Annotated in this window: 23 protein-coding genes; 10 read left to right on the top strand and 13 right to left on the bottom strand. The window is 67.9% G+C overall.

The window, feature by feature from the left end; genetic code table 11:
* Positions 1-15: 15 nt before the first annotated feature.
* Genes MARKY_RS02425 through MARKY_RS02415 form a run of 3 tightly spaced genes read right to left on the bottom strand, consistent with a single transcriptional unit; the run spans position 16 to position 3649 of the window.
* On the bottom strand, positions 16-1152 hold the full coding sequence (locus MARKY_RS02425; RefSeq protein WP_013703278.1) for an LptF/LptG family permease: 1137 nt from the start codon (positions 1150-1152) through the stop codon (positions 16-18).
* The gene (locus MARKY_RS02420) at positions 1149-3008 is read right to left on the bottom strand and encodes a hypothetical protein (RefSeq protein ID WP_013703277.1); all 1860 of its coding nucleotides are present in this window, start codon (positions 3006-3008) and stop codon (positions 1149-1151) included. Before MARKY_RS02420 ends, MARKY_RS02425 begins: the two co-directional genes overlap by 4 nt.
* A 2-nt stretch (positions 3009-3010) precedes the next feature.
* The gene (locus MARKY_RS02415) at positions 3011-3649 is read right to left on the bottom strand and encodes a hypothetical protein (protein ID WP_013703276.1); all 639 of its coding nucleotides are present in this window, start codon (positions 3647-3649) and stop codon (positions 3011-3013) included.
* Positions 3650-3789: 140 nt separating this feature from the next.
* On the opposite strand from MARKY_RS02415, the gene MARKY_RS02410 reads away from it, so the two are divergent.
* Genes MARKY_RS02410 through minC form a run of 8 tightly spaced genes read left to right on the top strand, consistent with a single transcriptional unit; the run spans position 3790 to position 10811 of the window.
* Positions 3790-4926: an N-acetylmuramoyl-L-alanine amidase family protein gene (locus tag MARKY_RS02410; protein WP_013703275.1), complete on the top strand. Its 1137-nt coding sequence runs from the start codon at positions 3790-3792 to the stop codon at positions 4924-4926.
* Positions 4927-4931: 5 nt separating this feature from the next.
* On the top strand, positions 4932-5591 hold the full coding sequence (gene deoC, locus MARKY_RS02405) for a deoxyribose-phosphate aldolase (RefSeq protein ID WP_041657775.1): 660 nt from the start codon (positions 4932-4934) through the stop codon (positions 5589-5591).
* The gene (locus MARKY_RS02400) at positions 5591-6694 is read left to right on the top strand and encodes a phospholipase D-like domain-containing protein (RefSeq protein ID WP_013703273.1); all 1104 of its coding nucleotides are present in this window, start codon (positions 5591-5593) and stop codon (positions 6692-6694) included. Before deoC ends, MARKY_RS02400 begins: the two co-directional genes overlap by 1 nt.
* Entirely contained in the window at positions 6670-7266 is a 597-nt protein-coding gene (locus MARKY_RS02395; protein WP_013703272.1) for a Maf family protein, read from the top strand. The genes MARKY_RS02400 and MARKY_RS02395 overlap by 25 nt, the downstream gene beginning before the upstream one ends.
* A complete protein-coding gene (gene mreC / locus MARKY_RS02390) occupies positions 7259-8035 on the top strand; it encodes a rod shape-determining protein MreC (protein ID WP_013703271.1) in 777 nt (258 codons plus the stop codon). The genes MARKY_RS02395 and mreC overlap by 8 nt, the downstream gene beginning before the upstream one ends.
* Positions 8032-8520: a rod shape-determining protein MreD gene (mreD, locus tag MARKY_RS02385; RefSeq protein WP_013703270.1), complete on the top strand. Its 489-nt coding sequence runs from the start codon at positions 8032-8034 to the stop codon at positions 8518-8520. The genes mreC and mreD overlap by 4 nt, the downstream gene beginning before the upstream one ends.
* Positions 8513-10258 (top strand): penicillin-binding transpeptidase domain-containing protein, encoded by a 1746-nt coding sequence (locus MARKY_RS02380; protein ID WP_013703269.1) that lies wholly within the window; start codon positions 8513-8515, stop codon positions 10256-10258. The genes mreD and MARKY_RS02380 overlap by 8 nt, the downstream gene beginning before the upstream one ends.
* A gap of 4 nt (positions 10259-10262) precedes the next feature.
* Positions 10263-10811, top strand: coding sequence for a septum site-determining protein MinC (gene minC, locus MARKY_RS02375; protein ID WP_013703268.1), 549 nt, complete (start codon positions 10263-10265; stop codon positions 10809-10811).
* A gap of 50 nt (positions 10812-10861) precedes the next feature.
* Here minC and MARKY_RS11570 read toward each other — a convergent pair whose 3' ends face one another.
* The 3 genes from MARKY_RS11570 to MARKY_RS02365 form a co-directional block, all read right to left on the bottom strand.
* Positions 10862-10951, bottom strand: a complete 90-nt coding sequence (locus MARKY_RS11570) for a 30S ribosomal protein THX (protein WP_013703267.1) — start codon at positions 10949-10951, stop codon at positions 10862-10864.
* A 9-nt stretch (positions 10952-10960) separates the two neighbouring features.
* A complete protein-coding gene (gene rpsT / locus MARKY_RS02370; protein ID WP_013703266.1) occupies positions 10961-11251 on the bottom strand; it encodes a 30S ribosomal protein S20 in 291 nt (96 codons plus the stop codon).
* A gap of 481 nt (positions 11252-11732) precedes the next feature.
* Positions 11733-12116 (bottom strand): hypothetical protein, encoded by a 384-nt coding sequence (locus MARKY_RS02365; protein ID WP_013703265.1) that lies wholly within the window; start codon positions 12114-12116, stop codon positions 11733-11735.
* Between the two features lie 22 nt (positions 12117-12138).
* Between MARKY_RS02365 and tyrS the strand changes: the two genes are divergently transcribed.
* Positions 12139-13446 (top strand): tyrosine--tRNA ligase, encoded by a 1308-nt coding sequence (gene tyrS / locus MARKY_RS02360; RefSeq protein WP_013703264.1) that lies wholly within the window; start codon positions 12139-12141, stop codon positions 13444-13446.
* Positions 13447-13513: 67 nt separating this feature from the next.
* Positions 13514-14680: a YncE family protein gene (locus MARKY_RS02355; RefSeq protein WP_013703263.1), complete on the top strand. Its 1167-nt coding sequence runs from the start codon at positions 13514-13516 to the stop codon at positions 14678-14680.
* Here MARKY_RS02355 and MARKY_RS02350 read toward each other — a convergent pair.
* The 7 genes from MARKY_RS02350 to MARKY_RS02320 form a co-directional block, all read right to left on the bottom strand.
* Entirely contained in the window at positions 14677-15243 is a 567-nt protein-coding gene (locus tag MARKY_RS02350) for a Rieske 2Fe-2S domain-containing protein (protein WP_013703262.1), read from the bottom strand. The two genes, MARKY_RS02355 and MARKY_RS02350, sit on opposite strands and share 4 nt — an antisense overlap.
* A 40-nt stretch (positions 15244-15283) precedes the next feature.
* Positions 15284-15712, bottom strand: a complete 429-nt coding sequence (gene ccmE, locus MARKY_RS02345; protein ID WP_013703261.1) for a cytochrome c maturation protein CcmE — start codon at positions 15710-15712, stop codon at positions 15284-15286.
* Between the two features lie 93 nt (positions 15713-15805).
* Entirely contained in the window at positions 15806-16498 is a 693-nt protein-coding gene (gene ccsA / locus MARKY_RS02340) for a cytochrome c biogenesis protein CcsA (protein WP_041658222.1), read from the bottom strand.
* A gap of 108 nt (positions 16499-16606) precedes the next feature.
* The gene (locus tag MARKY_RS02335) at positions 16607-17272 is read right to left on the bottom strand and encodes a heme exporter protein CcmB (protein ID WP_013703258.1); all 666 of its coding nucleotides are present in this window, start codon (positions 17270-17272) and stop codon (positions 16607-16609) included.
* On the bottom strand, positions 17269-17898 hold the full coding sequence (locus MARKY_RS02330; protein WP_013703257.1) for an ABC transporter ATP-binding protein: 630 nt from the start codon (positions 17896-17898) through the stop codon (positions 17269-17271). The genes MARKY_RS02335 and MARKY_RS02330 overlap by 4 nt, the downstream gene beginning before the upstream one ends.
* A 24-nt stretch (positions 17899-17922) precedes the next feature.
* Positions 17923-18609: a cytochrome c biogenesis CcdA family protein gene (locus MARKY_RS02325; RefSeq protein ID WP_013703256.1), complete on the bottom strand. Its 687-nt coding sequence runs from the start codon at positions 18607-18609 to the stop codon at positions 17923-17925.
* 46 nt (positions 18610-18655) lie between these two features.
* A complete protein-coding gene (locus tag MARKY_RS02320; RefSeq protein ID WP_041657774.1) occupies positions 18656-19525 on the bottom strand; it encodes an alpha/beta fold hydrolase in 870 nt (289 codons plus the stop codon).

Genomic DNA, 19525 nt, shown 5'->3' with positions numbered 1-19525 from the left:
GCCCTGGCTGCAAGCTCAGCGGTACACCCCCTCCCCGAACACCCAGGCGAGCCCCAAGGCCAGGAGGTTCGCGCCCCACGCCCCGAGCTCCGGGGGCACCACGCCGTTCAAGGCGAGCAGCTTACCCAGAGTGAAGACCAGGTAGTACCCGATCGTCACGATTAGGGAATACCCGAACGCGAGGCCGGTACTCCCGGCCTTGCGCACCGCGATGGGTAGGGCCAAAACAAGCACCACCAGGTTCGCGAAGGGCACCGCGAGCATCGAGTGGAACTGGACGCGGGCCTCGAGGTGCTCCCGCGGGGAGTTCACCGTCTTCTGGATCCGCTCGTACCAGTAACTGATGGGGTTCGCGTCCTCAAACCCGCCCCCGCCGTGCTGCGCGAGGAGCTGAGAACGGGTCTTCGGCAAGAGGACCGTCAGGGTCCTGGAAGGATCGCGGGCGACGTTCTGCATGCGCACGAGCCGCCGCAGGTGCTGCTCGGCCTCCTCCAGGCTCGCGAAATCCGGCAGGGGCAGGCGGGTGAGGTCCAGGGTGTACTGCCGGAAGTTCACGAGGCGCAACCGGTTCTCCTCGAGTCGCCCCCGATCCGCGAAGATCACGGCGAGGGTCTCCCCTTGCCACAGCTCGAGCCGCACCCCCACCATCTCCTTGGTGCGGTAGTCGTAGCGTGCGAAGAACAGCCGGTACGGTCCGACGGGCACGTCCTGCCCGGCGAGGCGAGCGAGGCCGTTGCCCTTGGAGGTGAGCTCGTCCCACCAAAGCACCGCGGCTCGCTCGTTCGCCCGGGGGATGAGGGTCTCGCTCATGTACAAGGACACCCCAACCAGCACGAAAGCCGCCACGAACAACCAGCGCGCCGTGCGCAATAGGGGCAGCCCCCCGGCCTGGATCACGAGGAGCTCGTTCTCGCGGCTTAAGCGCCCGTACGCGAGGAGGGTCGCGAGCAGAACCGCGACGGGCAGGGTCTGGTTCAGGACGAACGGGACCTGGTACCACAACCAGCGCACCAGCCCCCAGAACTCCACCCCCACCAGCCACTGGGCGCGCCCCAAGAGGTTGGAGAGGAGGATGAGGCCGACGTAGAGCAACAACCCAAACGCGAAGGGCGGGAAGGCTTCGCGCAGAATGTAACGGTCTAAGCGTGTCATCGCAGCTCAACCCCGAAACGCACGCGGCTACCCACGGCTTCCTCCGCGCCTTGGGGTAGGAGCACCGCTTGATACGCCAGCTTCCATACGAAACACTCGTCCGCGTACGCGACCTCCACCCCCGCGCGGCTCACCCCGTGCCGCAAGAAATCATACCCTACGGAAGGCGCAAAGGTCAGGTCGCTTCGCCCCCGGGGCGGGGCGGGGCGGTAGGCGAGCTGCAGCTCACGGCGGAAGGGCGTGACCTCCGGGTCAAGCCCCGTCGCCTCGAGGTACCGGGCCTCCACCCGCCACCCGCGCTCGAGCCGGAGGGTGTACGTGCGCTCAACGGCGGTCAAGGCCGCACGGCCCGGACGCCAGCGCTCCACCTGATCCCCCTGCGCCTCCACGCGCCACCCCCGGTCCGCGTACCCCAGGGCGAGGGATACCTCGAGATCCTCACGCGCCAGCGCCCGCGCGGCCAGGTCCGGCACCTGCCGCCTCGAGAACCTGCCCGTCAGGGAGATCCCCGCCCGGCGCGCCACAAGGTCCAGCCGCTCCACCTCGCCGCGCCACTCGTACCCGAACCGCGCCACCCCCACGGGGTAGGCCCGCCGGTACTCGAGCCGCCCCTGCCAAGCTCCCGTGTACCGCAGGGCGGCGTTCACGCCAAACGCCGCGTACCCCGGCGCGTCCGCCTGGTCCGGGTAGGCGGCCCCCAACGTCCAGGGCTCGAGGGAGAACCCGAGGCCGTCCGCGCGCGCGAGGTCCTCGAAGGGATAGCGGGCCTCGACCCCGAGGGTCAACCCGGCCCGTTCCGCCTCCTGCGCCACCCGAAGGAAGGGGCGCACCGTGGCCGCTCCGAAGCGAAGGCGCGGGTCAATCCGGGCCTCCGCCTGGGTTGGCTCGAGCGCGAAGCGAAATCCCGGCGCGGTGAACTCGGCCTCCGGCACGGTCGTTGTCGTGAGGCGGCCGTCCCACGCCCGGCGTTCCTCCCGCTGGAGCTGGAAAGCGAAACGGCGGCCCGCCTCCTGGGCGGAGACCCCGAAACGGAAGGTGGTCACGCCGGGATCCGCGGGCCCCAACGGGCGGGCGCCCAACCCTTCCGCTAAAAGGGTGAGGCTGGTGGACCAGCGGCCGAACGCCTCTCCCGGCAAGGGGAGGGGAAAATCCTCCACCCCCAGCGTCCATCCGCGCCCGTAAGCGAGGCGGAACGGGAAGGAAAGGGTGAGGGGACGCGCGGGGTCGAGCTCCAGCCGTTCAGGGCGGAAGAGCGTCCGCCCGTACACGTCCACCCGCGCCTCCATAAGAACCAGCCGGCCGGTGCGCGTGTTGAAGGTCGCGGCGTCCCCCAAGACGCGGAGGTCATCCCCGTACACGCAAGGGGTCGCCCAGATGCCCTCGGCGCGGAAGGTGTCCCCCGCTACCGTACCGCGCGCTGCGCGGAAGCGGACCTCCGGCGTCTCCACGAAGACCTGGGTGAGCTGGACGGTTTCCCCGCGGGCCTCCGCCGCCTCCGTCTGTAGGTGGATCTCGCCGCGCACAAACACGGCCTCAACCAGCACGAGCGCGCCGTCTTCCCCCACGAGGCGCTCGGCTTCCACCGTCCACGCCCCCACCCGCCCCCGCACGGCGGGCGCTTCCAACCGCCCCGTCTTGGGGTCGAGGGTCACCGTGTCCGTAAACAACTCGACGTCCGCACTGCCCAGGCAGGCCCTCCCGAAAAGGCGGAGCCGCCCCTCCTCGACCGCTAGCTCCTGCCCCGCGAGGACTAGGGGCGGGTCCCCCACCTCGAGGACCTGGTCGAACCCCGCGCAGGGCGCGGCGAACGCACCCAGCACCGCGAGTAGCGCACCTCCCGCGATGAGCCGGCGCACGGTTACTCAGCCTCGAGGTAGGGCGCGAGGCGCGCCAGGACCTCCTCCGGCACCCGCGTGGTGGCCTCCGGGTACGCTTCCCCCTCGCGAAAACGCAGGAGCAAGCGCTTTTCGGGGTTGTTCCCCCGCAGGGTCACGCCCAGCACCGGATCCCGGTACACGTACCGCCCCCAGAGCAAGGCCTCCCCGTGCTTCCCATCCACCACCATGACCTCCGCCTCGAGCACGGGGTCCTCGGAGCGGATCTCGCCCTTGAGGAGGGCAACCTCGTCCTCGAGGAAGAGGAGGCCCTCCCGAGCAGAAAGCCCTGCGAAGCGCTCGGAAGCGTAGCGCATCCCGCCGGTGAGCCGCACCGTCTCCGTCTCCGCGTCGTAGTACAGCTCGGCCGCCTCGAGGCGCACCCCGTCCGTGACGAACACGGCTTCGCGCGCCCGGATGAAGCGGCCTTCCTGGTACTCGATGAACCCTCCCTCGAGGCGCAGGGCGTTCTCGTTGTCGATCAGCACGCCTCCGTCGGGCAGCGTGGTCACGCCCTGGATGGGGTCCACCACCTGGTCCCCGTAGGACTCTACCGAAAACCCGGCGAACCGCGCCCCAACAAGCACCAACAGCAGCACGAGCAAGAACAGCGTCCGCGTCATCCTCCCTATGCTACCCGCCCCGGCATGAAGCGCGTGAGCGTACGACCAAGCAACGCTTCACCCTTGCACGTTCCGCCCTAACCCCACGAAACCTTGCGGGGCCGAAAAGTTCTCATCCTCCCTCCATATAATGAGCGCGAATGCGGCAGACGGCGCTTATCATCTTTTGGGTATTGCAGCTGGTTCTGGCCACCGCCCAGGGCTTCCCGCGGATCGGGGTGCACGAGGGGTTCACGCGGTTCGTCTTCGACCTGCCGATGGGCACCCCTTACCGGGTCGATCCTAGCGAGACCGGGGTCATCGTGCGTTTCGGCCCGCTCGAGGCTCCTGCGCGCTCCGAAACGCTGGACGACCCCGCGGTGCAGGCGTACCGGGTGGAGCACTATAACGACGCGACCGTCGCCGTGATCGAGCTGCGTCCGGGCGTGGAGTACAAGCGGTTCGTGCTGCCTAACGAGGACGGCAGCTTCCGGCTGGTGCTGGACTTCTTCCACCCCGCCCCGGCCGCGAACGCCCCGCCGCCCAAACCGAACCCCCCCAAGCTCGTGGTGGTCCTGGATCCCGGGCACGGCGGGCCGGACCCTGGCGCGACGGGGTTCGTGGTGGAGAAGGAGGTCGCGCTGGACGTAGCCCGGCGCGTCCAACGCCTTCTGGAAGCCCAGGGGATCGAGGTGATCCTGACCCGCGCGGAGGATACCGACCTCGCGCCGCCGGACGTGCAGAACCTGCGGGAACGCAAGCTCATCGACCTGGGGAAGCGGGCCGGAATGGCGGACCTCACGAAGACCCTGTTCATCTCGATCCACATCAACAGCGCCGAGCGCCCTGCGCAAGGCATCGAGGTCTACTACTTCGGCGCGACCCAAGACCCTCGGCTGCTCGCCAAGGCCGTCCAGGAGAACGGCGGCGGCGAGCTCGGCGAACGCCTGACGCAACAAGCCCAACGCCGCGCGGAGCAGATCCTGGCGGACCTGGTCGCCAAGGCCAACCAGGACTTCTCCCGCCGCCTGGCCGAGATGGTGCTCGAGGGCATGCTCGAGCACACCCAAGCTCAAAACCGAGGGGTGCACTCCGCCCCGTTCTACGTCATCCGTAACGCGCAGATCCCCGCGATCCTCGTCGAGCTGGGCTTCACCAACCACCCCACCGAAGGGCACCGCCTGGCCCAGCCTGACTACCGGGCGCGCCTCGCCGAGGGGATCGCCACGGGCGTGCTGCGCTTTTTAGCGAACGGCGCGTACGCGTCTCGCCTGGACCCGGAAAAACCGCTACCATGAAAGGCATGGACCTCGCACGTTACATTGACCACACGCTTCTGAAGCCCACGGCCACCCCGGAAGAGATCCGCCGTTTATGCCGCGAAGCGATGGAGCATTACTTCTTCGCGGTTTGCGTGAACCCCGCGCACGTCCGGCTCGCACGGGAAACGCTAGGCGACGCTCCGGTACGCGTCGCGAGCGTGGTGGGCTTCCCGCTCGGGGCGACCCCCTCCGAGATCAAGGCGCTCGAGGCCGCCCAGGCGGTGGCGCACGGTGCGGACGAGCTGGACATGGTGATCCCCCTGGGCCTCGCCAAAGCCCACGACTGGGCGGGCGTGGAGGCCGACGTGCGCGCGGTGCGGTCGGCCGCGCCCCGCGCGGTGCTGAAGGTGATCCTCGAGACGGGGTTCCTCACCCCTGAGGAGGCGCGCCTCGCCGCACAAGCCGCCGTGCGGGCCGGAGCGAACTTCCTCAAGACCTCCACCGGGTTCGGACCACGCGGCGCTACGGTAGAGGACGTGAAGCTCCTCGTGGAGGTCGCCCAGGGCCGCGCCGAGGTCAAGGCCGCGGGCGGCATCCGCACTCCGGAGGACGCCCGGCGCATGATCGAGGCTGGCGCCACCCGGATCGGCACCTCGAGCGGCGTGGCGCTCGTACAGGGAGGGGAGGGCACCGGGTACTGATGCGGCGGCGGCGCTCCGCCCGGCTGGGCTGGTTGCTCCTCGCCCTCGCGGCCGCGTGGGTGTACCAGACGCTCCAGCCCACCCCGCCTCCCCCGGCCGCTCCTGGGGAGGCGACCCTGTTCTTCCTGCCGCAGGCGGGGCGCACCGCCGAGGATTTCCTCATCGCGCGGATGAACGAGGCGCGCGCGAGCCTCGAGGTGGCCGCGCTCGAGCTGGACAACACCCGCCTCGCGTACGCCCTGGTATCGGCCGCAGCGCGGGGTGTGCCGGTACGGTTGTACACGGATCGGGACTACCAGGACGAAGCCCGCGCGGCGCTCGTGGCGGCAGCGCACGGTCAACGCCAAGGTCGGCCCACTCCCTCGCAGGAGACGGTGCGGCGCACGGTGCGCCCCCTCGGGGAGGGGTGCGAGGCCATCGCCCGCGTGCGGGTGTGTTACGACAATCGTAACGCCTTGATGCACCACAAGTTCGTGGTGCTCGACGGCCAAGCCGTCTGGACGGGCAGCGCCAACCTGACCTACAACGGGTTTTTCCGCAACAACAACGACGTCCTCTACCTGCCCTCTCCCCCCCTGGCTCGAGGCTACCGGGCGGAGTTCGAGGCCCTCTGGACGGGCACGCGCCGGGGGCTTGGGCGGGCGGTGCCGTTCCGGCTCGAGAACGCCGAGGGTACGGCGTACTTTTCTCCCGCGGGGGGTGAGGCGGCCCTCGAAGCGATCCTTGCGCGGCTCGCCGCGAGCCGGGAGGAGGTCTGGGTGCTGGCCTTCGTCCTCACGGAGGAACGCTTGATCCAGGCGCTCGCCGCCGCGCACGCGCGGGGCGTGCGGGTGCGGGTCCTGCTCGAGACGCGCAACCTGATCCACTCTCGGGAGGAAAACCTGCCGCGCGGGGTGGAGTTGCGGCAGGATACCAACCCCTACCAGATGCACCACAAGCTCATGGTGATCGACCGAAGCTGGGTGATTACGGGTAGCTTTAACTTCTCCCGTTCGGCCTACACGCGCAACAACGAGAACCTCCTCGTCCTCCATAGCCCCGCGCTAGCTGAACGGTACCGAAAGGAGGCGGAACGGTTGTGGCGAACCGCGACCCCGCTCTAACTCCCCCCACGCTGGTGCTGGCCTCCGCGAGCCCCCGCCGGCGCGAGCTCCTCGCGCGGCTCGGGCTGCCCTTCACCGTCCGTCCAGCTGGCCTCGAGGAAACCCTCGCCCCCGGCCGCTCCCCAGCCGAGCAGGCGGAACACCTGGCGCGCGCCAAGGCTCAGGCCGTCTGGCGGGAGACCGGCGGGTGGGTCGTCGCGGCGGATACGGTGGTCGCTCTCGAGGACGCCGTCCTCGGCAAGCCGCGCACCCCGGAGGAGAACCGGGCCTTCCTCGAGCGCCTCTCCGGCCGCGCCCACACCGTGTACACCGGGCTGGCCTTGTACACCCCTGGCGGCGAGGGGCGTAGCCTCGTGGAGGCCGCGCGGGTCTGGTTCCGCGACCTCGAGCCGTGGGAGGTCGATTGGTACGTCCGCTCAGGCGAGGGGATGGACAAGGCGGGCGGGTACGGCATCCAGGAGAAGGGCATGGTCCTCGTCCGGCGCGTCGAGGGGGATTTCTACACCGTGGTGGGCCTCCCGGTGCACCGGCTCTGGACGCTGTTGAAGGAGGTGGGCTACCCCCTTGCTTAGGGCGATCTACCTGGCGCTCGCGGTGCTCGCATTGGTCCTCTCCGCGCTCACCACGCGTACCGCGCCCACGCTGCCCGCGGAGTTCTCCGCGCGGATCGCGCCGATCTTTTCCCTAGGGCATCGCTTAGGTCAGAACCTCCGCGCGGGCCTCGAGGCCCTCACGGACCGGCGGGACCTACAGACCGAAAACCGCGCCCTTCAGGAGCGGGTGGCCGCGCTGGAGCAGGAGAACACCCGGTTGCGCCTCGAGGTGGCGCGCCTCAGTCGCGCGCTCGAGGTGCGCCAGGAGCAAGCGCCGGGCGTGGTGGCGATCGCGCCGGTGATCGCGGAGGACCCGTCGGGGTTGTACCAGCGGATGGTGATCGGGCTGGGCGAGGCCGACGGGATTCGGGTGGGTATGCCCGTCACGAGCAGCGCGGGGCTGGTGGGGATCGTGATCGAGACGAGCCCGCACCAGGCGGTGGTGCGTACCGTGGTGGATCCGGACTCCAGCGTCGGCGTGCAGGTCATGGGTAAGCCGGGCCGGGGCATCGCGCGGGGCCAGCCTCCAGCGCGCTTGCGGGTCTCCTTACCATTGGACGTGGAGGTAACGGCCGGGGACCTGCTCGTTTCGAACAGCCTTCGGGGCTTGTTCCCCGCGGGGATTCCCGTGGGGCGTGTTCTCGAGGTGCTGCCGCCTTCCCCGGGGGCTTTGCGACGGTGGGTGGTAGCGGAGCCGGTGGTGCGGTTTTCGCTGCTTGAGGAAGTGGTGGTGTTGCGCCCGTTATGAGAGCCGTTGGTCTGGTACTGATCACGCTGGTGCTGCAGTCCGTCCTGGGAGGGGTGCTGCCGGACGCCGTGAGCCCCCCGGACCTGTGGTTCCTCCTCGCCTTGGTCCTGGCTTCCCACCTCCCCCCGGCGGCAGGCCTGGTGGCCGCGTTCGGGCTGGGGTTGTTTCAGGACCTGGCCTCCGCCGGGTACCCGGGACTGCACGCCATGGGGTTGCTCACCGCCGTGTACGCCTTCTACGGGACGGGCACCTGGCTGCACTGGGAGGAGACCATGGCGCGGGGCATGATCGTGTTCCTGAGCTTCCTCGCGAAGTGGCTAGGGTACTTGATCGTGGTGTACTGGTTGCGGTTCGAGGTGCTGAGCCCCCTCACCTTCGCGCAAGTCTTCGTTCCTGAACTCATCCTGACCCTGGGGGTCGGGCCGGTGTACCTGCGGTTCGCTCAGGCCCTCGTCGCGCCGCGCTACGAGGAACACCATGCCTGAACGGGTTCGTGCATTGCTCGTCCTGATCTACCTGGTGTTGCTGGGGTTTACGGGGCGGCTCTTCCAGCTCCAGGTCCTCCAGTACCAGGAGTACGCCACCCAAAGCGAAGGCAACTACCTCAAGACCGTCACGATCCCCGCCCCGCGCGGGCGGTTGTACGACCGCAACGGCGTCCTCCTCGCGGACAACCGCATCGCCGTGGATTTATGGTACAAGGGCGGCCCCATCCTCTTCGAGCGGCGCATCCTGGACTTGCTGGACCTCGAGACCCTACCCGAGGTAGAGGGCGAACCCGTTGTGCTCAAGGCCAACCTCCCGGATGAGCTGGTGCCCACCCTGGCCGAACTCACCGCGGGCCAGGAGAACCTCGAGCTTCGCGAGCGGATCGAGCGGTACTACCCAAACCCCATCTCCGGTCCGGTCCTGGGGTACGTGCAGCCCGCGAACGCCGCGGAGGTCGCGGCGGGGTACGAGCCGGACGATCTGGTGGGCCGCGCGGGCCTCGAGGCCGCGCTGGAGGAGGTGCTGCGGGGGGAGCGGGGCTTCAAGCTGGTCGAGGTGGACGTGCGCGGCCGCCGGATCCGCGAGGAGGTCCGGCGGCCGCCCGTACCGGGTCAGGACGTGTACCTCACGATCGACCTGGCCCTGCAGCGCGCTGCGGAGCAAGCCCTGGTGGAGGCCGTGGAGGACCTTAACGCCGGGCGGCGTAAGCTGGGGCTTCCCCTTGAGGAGGAGGCGCGCGGCGCGATCGTGGCGGTGGACCCCAGGACGGGGGAGGTGCTCGCGATGGCCACTACGCCCGCGTACGACCCAAACGTCTTCACCCGTCGTCCCACCGACCCGCGCGCGATCGCCGCGCTGCAAAACGATCCGCACCTGCCCCTTTTGAACCGTGCGGTGCAGCGGTACACGCCCGGCTCGACCTTTAAGCTCGTGACCTCCTCCGCCCTGCTCGAGCACGGGTACGTTCGCCCGGATACCGTGTACCGCTGCACGCCGTACATCGTGTACGGGGGGCAGGTGCGGCGCAACTGGGCGCCGCGCGACATGGGTGACATGACCGTGCGTGAAGCCATCGCGAATAGCTGCAACACCTGGTATTACCAGGCCGCGATTGACGCCGGGCCTCGAGATTTGGTGGACGTGATCGCGAAGCGGGGGCTCGAGCTGGGGTTGGGCCGCCCGACCGGCCTCGAGATCGCGGAAAGCCAGGGGTTGCTGCCCACGCGCGCGTGGAAGCGGGAGGCGTACGGGGAGCCTTGGTACCCGGGGGAGACGCTTTCCGTCGCGATTGGGCAAGGCCAGGTGCTCGTCACGCCCGCGCAGGTCGCGCGTATGCTCGCCACCATCGCGATGAGCGGGCAACAGCCCGAGCTGCACTTGGTGCGGCGGGTGGGGGCGGACCCCGTGGAGCCGGTCGTGACGGAGGTGGAGGGCCGGTACTGGCGAGTACTGCAGGAAGGCCTTAGGAAGACCGTGACGGAAGGCACCGCGCGTTTTCAGCTCGGGGATTTCCCTGTTCCGACCGGGGGGAAGACCGGCACCGCGGAAACCCCGGGGAAACGCGCGGGGTACGAGCACGCGTGGTACATGGGGTACGGCCCTACGGATCCTAGCGCCCCTCACCCGCCCTTGGTGGTGGTGGCGTTCTTCGAGAACGCGGGGGAGGGCAGTCGCGTGGCTTTGCCTGCGGTGCGGAAGGTTATGGCTGCGTACTGGAAGGTGGAGGTAGAGTAAAGCGATGCGGGTCCGCGCCACTCGAGACGCTTTATCCTTGCGGCTGGATGGGAACGAGTCGCCTCAGGAGCTTCGCCGTGTGATCGAGGAACTTCCAGCGCTTCCCTTGGAGGTCGAGGTGAACGGCTTGGTCGGGGGCGAGGCGCTCGAGGCGCTGCTCGAGGCCGCGCGCGCGCGGGGGCTGGCCGTGACGCTGCGCCCCCCGCGCGGGGAGCGGTACGTGCCGTACACGGAGGTGGTGGGGCGTACCTTGCGGAGCGGGCAGCGCGTGGAGTCGCCCGGGACCGTGGTGGTGCTGGGGGACGTGAATCCTGGCGCGGAGGTGGTGGCGGGCGGGGACGTGATCGTGGTGGGGAAGCTGCGGGGCTTGGCGCACGCGGGCGCTTCAGGCAACCTGGATGCTACGGTGTGGGCGTTGGCCTTGGAGGCGCAGCAACTCCGGATTGCGCATCTTGTGGCGCGCGCGCCGGAGGAGGGGTTTAAGAGCCAGGGCCCGGAGCGCGCGCGTGTGGATGGGGAACGGATTGTGCTCGAGCCGTGGGGCCGGCGGTGAATGCGTTTGGGGCGCCGCGCGCGGCGCCCCTTTGGGTTTAGGTGGGTTCGTTACTTCTTTTTGTTCTTGCGCGGGCGGTACTTTCCGTAGGTGCCGCGCCAGAGTTTTCCGCGACGGGTGCGACGGTCTCCACGCCCCATGGTTCCTCCTTACGCGCTTAGGCTGCCGAGGAGCTTGTGGAGTTTCTTCATCAGGCGGGACTTGCGGCGAGCGGCGGCGTTCTTGTGTAGGGTCGGGCCTTTAGCGGCTTTATCAATGAGGCTTTCCGCGACCCGCATGTACTTGAGGGCGGCTTCTTTGTCGCCGGATTCGGCCGCCGCGATGGCCTTTTTGGTGAAGGTCTTGATCATGGATTTCTTCGCCTTGTTGCGGGCCCGCCGTTTTAGGGATTGGCGGTGCCGCTTCATCGCGGAAGGGGTGCGTGCGCTTTTGTTCGCCATGTTCCTCCTTGCTCGCTCGTGTGTTCGCTTCGATGTGCCCGCGTGCCTCGGGCAAGCCAACGCCTACTCTAGCATAGGCGGGTAGGCGCTTGCAAATCATGGGTGGGGTGCTTGGGGGGTGTTGAGGGATCCCCTTACGGGGCTGATGTTTGGCTATAGATGCGGTCAAAGTTCGTTATCGTGCGCTGTTTGGGTTGTTGCAATCCCCTTGCGAGGCTGACCTTTTTGCAACTCTGCCGTTTCGGAGGCCCGTCCTGGACGGGGTTTTTGAGGGCGTTTTGGACACCCCCCCAGTTATCCACAAGCAATCCCCTGTGGATAGCTCGGAATTAGCAGGGAGTTAACATTGCGTTAGCCCTGTCCCTGACGCTAAAACCCGCGTTTTCAAGGTCCGTGCGGGGTGAAACCCGCGCCTACCCTCAAAATATTACACGATTCCTCATTTTTGTCCACACCACTGCCGCGCCTCCCCCGCCCTCACTTAGGGGTTGAACTTCGTCGAAACCCAATCCAAAAACGCGTAGCCTCGCGCGTTCGTCACGCGCAGGTGGACCTCGTACATTCCCGCGTTCACTCGCTGGGTGAGCACTCGGTCGAACCGGCCGCGCAAGGTGAGGGAAGCCACCACCCGCCGCTCCCCCTCCCGGTTCACCCGAACCTCCAAGCGTCCCTCCTGCAGCTCCCCGCGCAGCTTGACCTTCACCGCGTCCGTCACGCCGCTCACGCGCACACGGTACACGCTCTCCCCGGTGTAGTTCCAGTACCACACCGGGGTGAACGGCGGGTACCCCAGGGCTAGGCCGTAGTTCTCCGCGTACCAGTACACCCCGCCCAGCAGCACCGCTAGGAAGAGCAGGATCCGCATGGGTTTCAGTATACTTGAGGCTATGACGGTCGACCGGGCGCTTACCGAACTCAAACGCGGAGCCGCCGAGATCACCCCCGAGGAAGAACTACGGGAAAAACTCGCCTCGGGACGCAAGCTCATCATCAAACTGGGCGCCGACCCCACCCGGCCCGACCTACACCTAGGGCACGCGGTCGTCCTTCGAAAAATGCGGCAGTTCCAGGAACTGGGGCACAAGATCGTCCTGATCATCGGGGACTTCACCGGCATGATCGGAGACCCCTCAGGCCGGAACAAGACCCGCCCGCCCCTCACCCTGGAGGAAACCCGCACGAACGCCCAAACCTACGTGGCGCAGGTCGGGAAGATCCTGCGCCAAGAACCGGACGTGTTCGAACTCCGGTACAACTCCGAGTGGCTCGGACAACTCCGGTTCCAGGAGGTCATCAAACTCGCCTCCCAAATCACCGTAGCGCAGATGCTCGAGCGGGAGGACTTCAAGGCCCGCTACACCGCCGGCACCCCGATCTCCCTGCACGAGTTCCTGTACCCCCTGGCTCAAGCCTACGACTCCGTCGCGATCCAAGCGGACGTGGAGATGGGCGGCACCGACCAAAAATTCAACCTCCTCGTGGGGCGCGAGATCCAGCGCGCCTACGGGCAGGAGGAGCAAGTAGCCTTCCTGATGCCGATCCTGCCAGGCCTGGACGGCAAGGAAAAAATGTCCAAAAGCCTGGACAACTACATCGGCGTGAACGAGGACCCCACCTCCATGTTCAAAAAACTCATGCGGGTCCCGGACCACGTGCTGCACGAGTACTTCACGCTCCTCACGGACCTCGAGGCGGCCGAGGTCCAGCAGCTCCTCGAGACGGGCGGCATGGTGGGTGCGCACCGGGTGCTCGCGCGGCTCGTCACCGGCGCGTACGTCCTCGAGCGGATCCCCGCCCGAATGGACCGGGCCTTCTACGAAGCGCTCGGGTACGACCTCGAGGCCGCCGGTCGGGACCCGGCCCCCAAGGCCTCCCAGTACCCGGAGGTGAGCGAGCGGCTAGCGCACGCGGAGGCGCGGTACGACGCCGTGGCCAAGGGCGGGATCCCCGAGGACATCCCCTTGGTAGAGGTCGCGCCTGAGGAACTAAAGGACGGCGCGATCTGGGTGTGCCGTCTCTTTACCCTCGCGGGGCTCACGCGCTCGAACGGGGAGGCCCGCCGCCTCATCCAAAACCGCGGCCTCCGGGTGGACGGCGCGGTGGTGACCGACCCGAACCAGCAGCTCACGCTGGAGCGCCCCCTCGTGCTGCAACGCGGCAAGGACCGGTTCGTTCGGGTGCAGCTCCGCGCGTAGCGGCTTGACGCGGGCCACGAGCGTGGCCTAGGGTGAGGGGTACTCCATCGCTTCAAGGAGGCTGCGGATGCACCCCCTCACCCCCCTGAACCGCAGGGCGTTCCTCACGCTCGCCGCGCTCAGCGCGCTCAGCCGGTACCTGCCCGCCCTTGCCGCGGAAGCCGCGCGTGACCTGATCGTCGTCTCCAACGCGGGCGGCGGAGGCTCAGCTAGCCTGATCGATCCCCACACGCTGCGGGTATTGAAGACCATCCCGCTCGAGCCCTTCGCCTTCCCTGCCACGCGCTGGCACTTCGCCCGCGACTTGATCTGGTCGGGCCTGCCCGCCGAGCCGAGCCGCGCGGTGCGGGCCTACTGGCTCTCGAGCGGCGCGCAGGCCCTCGAGGTCCCCACGGGCTCCAGCCAGAACTACACCGAGCTCACCCCGGACGGGCGGTTCGTGATCGTGGCCGCGCGGTTCGTGGACCGGTTCCTCAAGATCCTCGCGGACCCCGAGGCTCCCGATTTCGGTCGGGTCGTCGCGGCGTTCACCACCGACGCGGGCGCGCAACCCTGCGACATCACCGTCACGCCGGACGGAAACCACGCCTTCGCTCCCGACCGGGGGCGCGAAACGATCTCCGTCCTGCGCCTCGAGCCCTTCGAGCGGGTGGCGCGCCTCCCCCTTCGTCCCCTGGGGGGGACGGAGCGGGTGGAGCCGTTCATGGCGACCGTCTCGCCGCGGGGGGATTTATTGTTCGTGGAGAACGCCACGGAGAACAGCGAGGCGATCCTGGACGTGCGGGACCCCGAGCGCCCCGTGGAGGTCGCGCGCCTCCTCCAGACAGACGGGCTGGGGGACGGCCCCCTCACGAGCGAGTTCACGCCGGACGGCCGGTTCGGCCTCGTGATCTGCCGGAACTCGGACGAGCTAAGCGTCGTGGACACGGCGACGCTCGCGGTCGCGGCGCGGGTGCGTTTCCCTGAGCGGAGCCGGCCGCTCACCGGGACGTTCACGCCCGCCGGGGACCGGTTCTTCGTGCCCCTGCCCGGGCGGGACGCGGTCGCGGTGGTGCGCGTCCCGGCCTTCGAGGTGGAGGAGCTCATCCCCGTAGGGCCGCGCCCCATGGGCGTGGTGTACCTCAGAACGCCGCTGCCCGCGCGCGCCGCGCTCGACCTCCGGCACGGCGCGGCCCTCGCGGCGGGCCGGCGCTTCCCCCCGGACTGCCCAGACCGCTGCTGCGGCATGCTTTAACCGCGCTCTATGGGGTACAACGGTTCCTCGTGCCCCGTGGCGTAGATCACGCCCTCCGCGGCCTCGAGGCGCAGGCGGGGTAGGGGAAGGGTGGGCGGCCCGAACACGGCCTTTCCTCCCTGGGCCGGGTCGAAGGCCCCGAAATGGCAGGGACACCCCAGGAAGGGGTTGGATGCACGGTAGTTGTACGCGATCGCGCCAGCCTCCAGGTCCGGCACGTAGTTTACCGTGCACCCCAGGTGCGTACAGATGCGGGAGAGGCCCACGAAATGCGCCTCCCCCACGGAAAGCCCGCCCACAACCGGCCCAGGCAGGCGCACGAGCACGCTCTTGAGCTCCCCGAAGCGCGTGGGGTAGGTGAAGTACTTGAAGGCCCAAGGAGCCTCGAGCTCCTCGAGCCTCGCCACCTCGACCCGCTCCCCGTCCCGCCAGGTGGGTTCGGGCACGCGCTCCTTGAGGAAGAGGATCCGGACTGTGCGCCAACCAAACCACCCGAAAAACCCCGCCGCGACTCCGGAAGGCAGGATCCAGATCAGGTCGCGCCGCGTCAGCTTCCGGCTCATCAAGCCCACCCCATCGCCCCTCGCACGGGCTCAAGATCGGTTACTCCGCCTCTTCGATCAGGCGGCGCACCTCCTCGGGTGTGTACCCCTCTGGGGGTGCCTGGTAGTTCTCGGAGTGCTTCACCAGGAGGTTATCCCCCACGAACCGCCCGTTCTCAAAACGCCCCTCGACCACCACGCCTTGATTCTCCTTAAACAGGGCGGGGGGCGTGCCGTAGTGCTCGATCGGGATCTCGCTGACCCCATCGGTCACAACAAAGCGCAGCTCAAGGGTCTGAGGATCGTACTGGATCGAGCCGGCCTTCACCACCCCCCCCAGGCGGATCGGCTTGTTCCGGTACTTCTCCGGGGCTTGGGTGTACTCGGAAGGGGTGATAAAATAGACCAGGTTCTCACCCAATCCCCCCCAGATCAGGTACCCGATCGCACCTAGGATGACCGCGAGCCCCAGCAGGTACTTTGCCCTCATCGCGCCCTCCGGTACCGGACGTACAGGTAAAGGGGATACCCCAGGAGGACCGCGTACATCACCGCATACACCGCCCACACAAAGATCGCGCTGCTATCCATCGAGTTCCTCCCTTTGGGCCTCGAGCGCGCTCACCACGCCCTTAAAACGTAGAAAGGCCAGGTACAGCAGGTTAAAGGCCGCGAAGTTCACAAGCAAGGCCACGAGCATCGCCTCGTCCATGGAGACGCGGCCGGTTGTCAGGTCGATGGACTGCGTCTGGTGCAGACTGCGCCACCACCGGACGGACATGTAGCTGATCGGCACGTTGATCACGCCAAGGATCGCGGCAGCCGCGGCGGCCTTGGCGCGAAACTCCGGATCCTCGATCGCCTGGCGCAGCAGGAAGTACCCGATGTAGAAGACGAACAAGATCGCGGTCGTGGTCAGGCGCGGCTCCCACGTCCAGTACACCCCCCAGGTCGGCCGGCCCCAAAGCATGCCGCTCAGGAGGGTAAGCGCGGTGAAGATCACGCCGAGTTCGGCGCTCGCCGCGGAGAGCCGGTCGTACCGGTCCTCCTGCTTCCAGAGGTAGGCCACCGCGTACCCCATGGCCACGAAGAAGGCCAGGTACGCAGTCCAAGCCGCGCCCACGTGCAGGTACATGATCCGCACCAGGTATCCTTGGGTCACGTCCGGCGGGGCGGCTAGCGCGTAGTATAGCCCTACCGCGAGCACCCCGAACCCCGCCACAAGAAGGCCCAGGGTGAGGCGGTCCAGCCCCCGATCGCTTGCTACGCGGTTCATCATGATCATTCTCCTTCATCCTCATAAAGTCCCTGTAAAGCCCCTCACCTTTTCCCTAGCCTTACCCAGGCTAGGGAAACGCGGTCAAGGGAGGATCGTCCTCACAGATCACCCCTCGATCACCCAGGGGAAGAGCAGGGAGCAGGCCGTCAAGTACACGACATCAAACACCCCCAACAGCCGCCACCAGAACGCCACCTCGGCCATCTCCGCCCCATTCACCACCCCCAGCGTCGCCTTTACCGCGCCCAGCACCACCGGAACCACCAGGGGAAAAACCAGTAGGGGCAGCAGCACGTCCCGCGCGCGCAGGCGCACCACAAGCCCCGCGTAAAACACCGCGATCGCGGCGTACCCCGTCCCCCCCAACAGCAGCGTGAGCAACAGCTCTGGGGCGCGCGTCAGCGGTAAGAAGAACATCCCCGCCACGAGCAGGAGGGTAACCCCCCCCACCCCCATCATCAGCGCCCACAAAAACAAGAACTTCCCCCAGTAGATCCACTCCCGGCTTCCAGGCGTGAGGAGCAGGTCATCCAGGGTGTCGTTCTCCACCTCCAAGGCCCACGCGCGCGAAGCGAGCAAGCTACCCGCAAACGCCAGCGCGACCCACCAGACTCCCGGCCCCGCACGGCGCAGTTCCGCCTGGTTCGGCCCCAACGCGAACCCCAGGATGAACACGACCACCCCAATAAAAAAGAACGCCGCGAGCAGCCCCGCCCGCCCCCGCAGCTCGAGCTTCAAATCCCGCGCCGCAAGCGCCCAAACCCGCCTCATGCCCGTCCCTCCAGCTCCACCGCGCGGTGCGCGACTGCCTCCGCGAACGCTTGGTCGTGCGTGGCGAGGACCACGGCCCCTTTTTGCGCCACCCGCTGGATCGTCTGCGCGAGCAGCCCCCGGCCCGCCTGATCCAGCGCTGTCTCCGGCTCATCCAATAGCAGCAAGCGCGGCTCGAGCAACCACACGCGCGCGAGCGCCAAGCGTTTCTTCATGCCGCTCGAGTACGCCGCCACCGGTCTGCCCGGCGGGAGGTGGGCCGCCTCGAGGGCGCGCATCACGTCATCCCGGCGCACTCCCCGACCGGAGAGGGCCAAGGCTTGAGCGAGGTTCTCCTCTCCCGAGAGGTGCCGGTAAAAAGCGGGGGGGTTCGCCATTAACGCTAGGGCGCCGCGCTCGGCCTCGAGGGCCCGAGCGGGCCGACCGAAAAGCCGCACTTCGCCCCGCTGAGGCCGGATGAGGGTGGCGAGGATGCGCAGGAGGGTGGTCTTTCCCGATCCGTTCGGTCCGAGGAGGGCCACCACCTCACCGGGGGCCACACGCAGGTTGAGGTCCTTCAAGATCCATTCCCGACCGTAACGCTTCCACACCCCCACAAGCTCTGCGATGCCCGTACCTGCACTCAAGGCTCAGGCTCCTCCCCCAGCAGGTCACAGCCGCTCCCACAACCACTCCGGCGTCAAGCGGATGAAGTAGTTGTTCAGGCGGGTAAAGATCCCGCTTACAAGCAGCACCCCTACGAACACCATCAGTACACCAGCCGCACGTTCCACCCAGCGCGTGTACCGAGCGCTCCGGCGCACCCAGCGTGTCGCGCGGTCTGCGAACAAGGCAACAAGCATGAAAGGAACGGCCAGCCCCAAAGCGTACGCTACAAGTAACCACGCTCCCCCCATGCTGGCCTCCACCACCGTCAGGGTAAGGATCGCCCCGAGGATCGGACCGATGCAGGGCGTCCATCCCGCGCCGAACGCCGCACCCAGCAAAAAGGCCCCACCGGGCCGGGCCGCGTTCCCTTCGTAACGCAGGCGCATCTCACGCCCCATAAACGGAAGACGCAACCCCAAAAGATACAGCCCAAAGAGAATCACCAGCCCCCCACCAATCTGAGCCAGAAGCGGCTTGTAGGTCTTGAGCACAGCCCCGATCAGGGTAAAGGGCAATCCCAACGCTACGAAAACCAGGCTAAATCCTAGGATGAAGAAGATCGCGTTCACGATAGGGCGCCCCCGCTCCCCCCCCAGGTACATCAGGTAGGTCGGCACAAGCGGCAGCACGCACGGCGAAAGAAAGGAGAAGAGGCCAGCGAGAAAAGCAGCGGTGACACCTATGGTCATACCGCCTCCCATCCTAACGCAGATGCATAGGGACAAGCGTACCGCATCACTCTTCCTCGAGCACCGCGTCCAACGCCGCGTAGAGCGCCCGCACGAACACCTCGGGCGCATCGATCCAGGGATAGTGTCCTGCCCCCGGAATGACCTCGAGCGTCCCCCCCGCGAGGTCCACCACCGCCTCGGCCTGCTCGGGGTAACTGGTGCCGTCCTTCTCCCCCACGATCACATGCGGCGCGAGGGAAAGATCCATCAGGTACGGGGTGTAGTCCAGAGCCCACAACCCGTTCACGACGAACATCTCCCCCACGTGCGCCCCAGGCATGAGGCCACTCCCCTCCACGACCCACTCGTACTGCGCACGACCGTGATCGCTCGGGAACATCAGCGCGTCGAACACCGCCTTGGGCTCGAGCTCGGCGAACGCCTCCTCGAGCGCGGCCTGGGGGTCCTCCGGTGCCCCCTCGACGGGCTGGTCTTGCAAGGCGCGGCTCGCGCGCCAAAGCCGCTTCGCCAGCCACGGGTAGTGCACCCAAGGCCCCACGAGCACCACGCCACGCACGAAGGCGGGAAAGCGGCGGGCGTACTCGAGGGCCGGCACCGCCCCGAACCCGTGGGCGAGGAGGGCCCAACGCTCCAGGCCCAGGGCATCGCGCAGGGCGTCGAGGTCCTCGACAAGGGCGTCCACGGTGAACAGCCGCGGGTCCGGGGGCAGGGCGGGGCTGCGCCCAGAGCCGCGCTGGTCGATGTAGAGCACCCGGTAGTCCGCGAGTTCCTCACCGAGCATCTCCCGGAAGACGTAGGACGACCCTCCCGGACCGCCGTGCACGATCGCGAGGGCGGGCGCGTCCAGCGCGCCGACGTCCTCGAGGTAAACCTCGACCTCCCCTAACGGCACCAAACGAATCTCTTCTCGCAT

This window comes from Marinithermus hydrothermalis DSM 14884 (genome assembly GCF_000195335.1).
Classification (GTDB): Bacteria; Deinococcota; Deinococci; order Deinococcales; family Marinithermaceae; genus Marinithermus; species Marinithermus hydrothermalis.
Note: the sequence above shows the minus strand (reverse complement) of the source record. Positions and strands in the feature narration are given on the sequence as shown.

Coding starts and splice junctions, on each gene's coding strand:
- mreD (WP_013703270.1), top strand. CDS start 8,032: ATGAGAGCCGTTGGTCTGGTACTGATCACGCTGGTGCTGCAGTCCGTC.
- MARKY_RS02325 (WP_013703256.1), bottom strand. CDS start 18,609: ATGACCATAGGTGTCACCGCTGCTTTTCTCGCTGGCCTCTTCTCCTTT.
- MARKY_RS02380 (WP_013703269.1), top strand. CDS start 8,513: ATGCCTGAACGGGTTCGTGCATTGCTCGTCCTGATCTACCTGGTGTTG.
- MARKY_RS02410 (WP_013703275.1), top strand. CDS start 3,790: ATGCGGCAGACGGCGCTTATCATCTTTTGGGTATTGCAGCTGGTTCTG.
- ccsA (WP_041658222.1), bottom strand. CDS start 16,498: ATGAACCGCGTAGCAAGCGATCGGGGGCTGGACCGCCTCACCCTGGGC.
- ccmE (WP_013703261.1), bottom strand. CDS start 15,712: ATGAGGGCAAAGTACCTGCTGGGGCTCGCGGTCATCCTAGGTGCGATC.
- minC (WP_013703268.1), top strand. CDS start 10,263: ATGCGGGTCCGCGCCACTCGAGACGCTTTATCCTTGCGGCTGGATGGG.
- MARKY_RS02355 (WP_013703263.1), top strand. CDS start 13,514: ATGCACCCCCTCACCCCCCTGAACCGCAGGGCGTTCCTCACGCTCGCC.
- deoC (WP_041657775.1), top strand. CDS start 4,932: ATGGACCTCGCACGTTACATTGACCACACGCTTCTGAAGCCCACGGCC.
- tyrS (WP_013703264.1), top strand. CDS start 12,139: ATGACGGTCGACCGGGCGCTTACCGAACTCAAACGCGGAGCCGCCGAG.
- MARKY_RS02335 (WP_013703258.1), bottom strand. CDS start 17,272: ATGAGGCGGGTTTGGGCGCTTGCGGCGCGGGATTTGAAGCTCGAGCTG.
- MARKY_RS02320 (WP_041657774.1), bottom strand. CDS start 19,525: ATGCGAGAAGAGATTCGTTTGGTGCCGTTAGGGGAGGTCGAGGTTTAC.
- rpsT (WP_013703266.1), bottom strand. CDS start 11,251: ATGGCGAACAAAAGCGCACGCACCCCTTCCGCGATGAAGCGGCACCGC.
- MARKY_RS02415 (WP_013703276.1), bottom strand. CDS start 3,649: ATGACGCGGACGCTGTTCTTGCTCGTGCTGCTGTTGGTGCTTGTTGGG.
- MARKY_RS02365 (WP_013703265.1), bottom strand. CDS start 12,116: ATGCGGATCCTGCTCTTCCTAGCGGTGCTGCTGGGCGGGGTGTACTGG.
- MARKY_RS02350 (WP_013703262.1), bottom strand. CDS start 15,243: ATGAGCCGGAAGCTGACGCGGCGCGACCTGATCTGGATCCTGCCTTCC.
- MARKY_RS02400 (WP_013703273.1), top strand. CDS start 5,591: ATGCGGCGGCGGCGCTCCGCCCGGCTGGGCTGGTTGCTCCTCGCCCTC.
- MARKY_RS02425 (WP_013703278.1), bottom strand. CDS start 1,152: ATGACACGCTTAGACCGTTACATTCTGCGCGAAGCCTTCCCGCCCTTC.
- MARKY_RS11570 (WP_013703267.1), bottom strand. CDS start 10,951: ATGGGGCGTGGAGACCGTCGCACCCGTCGCGGAAAACTCTGGCGCGGC.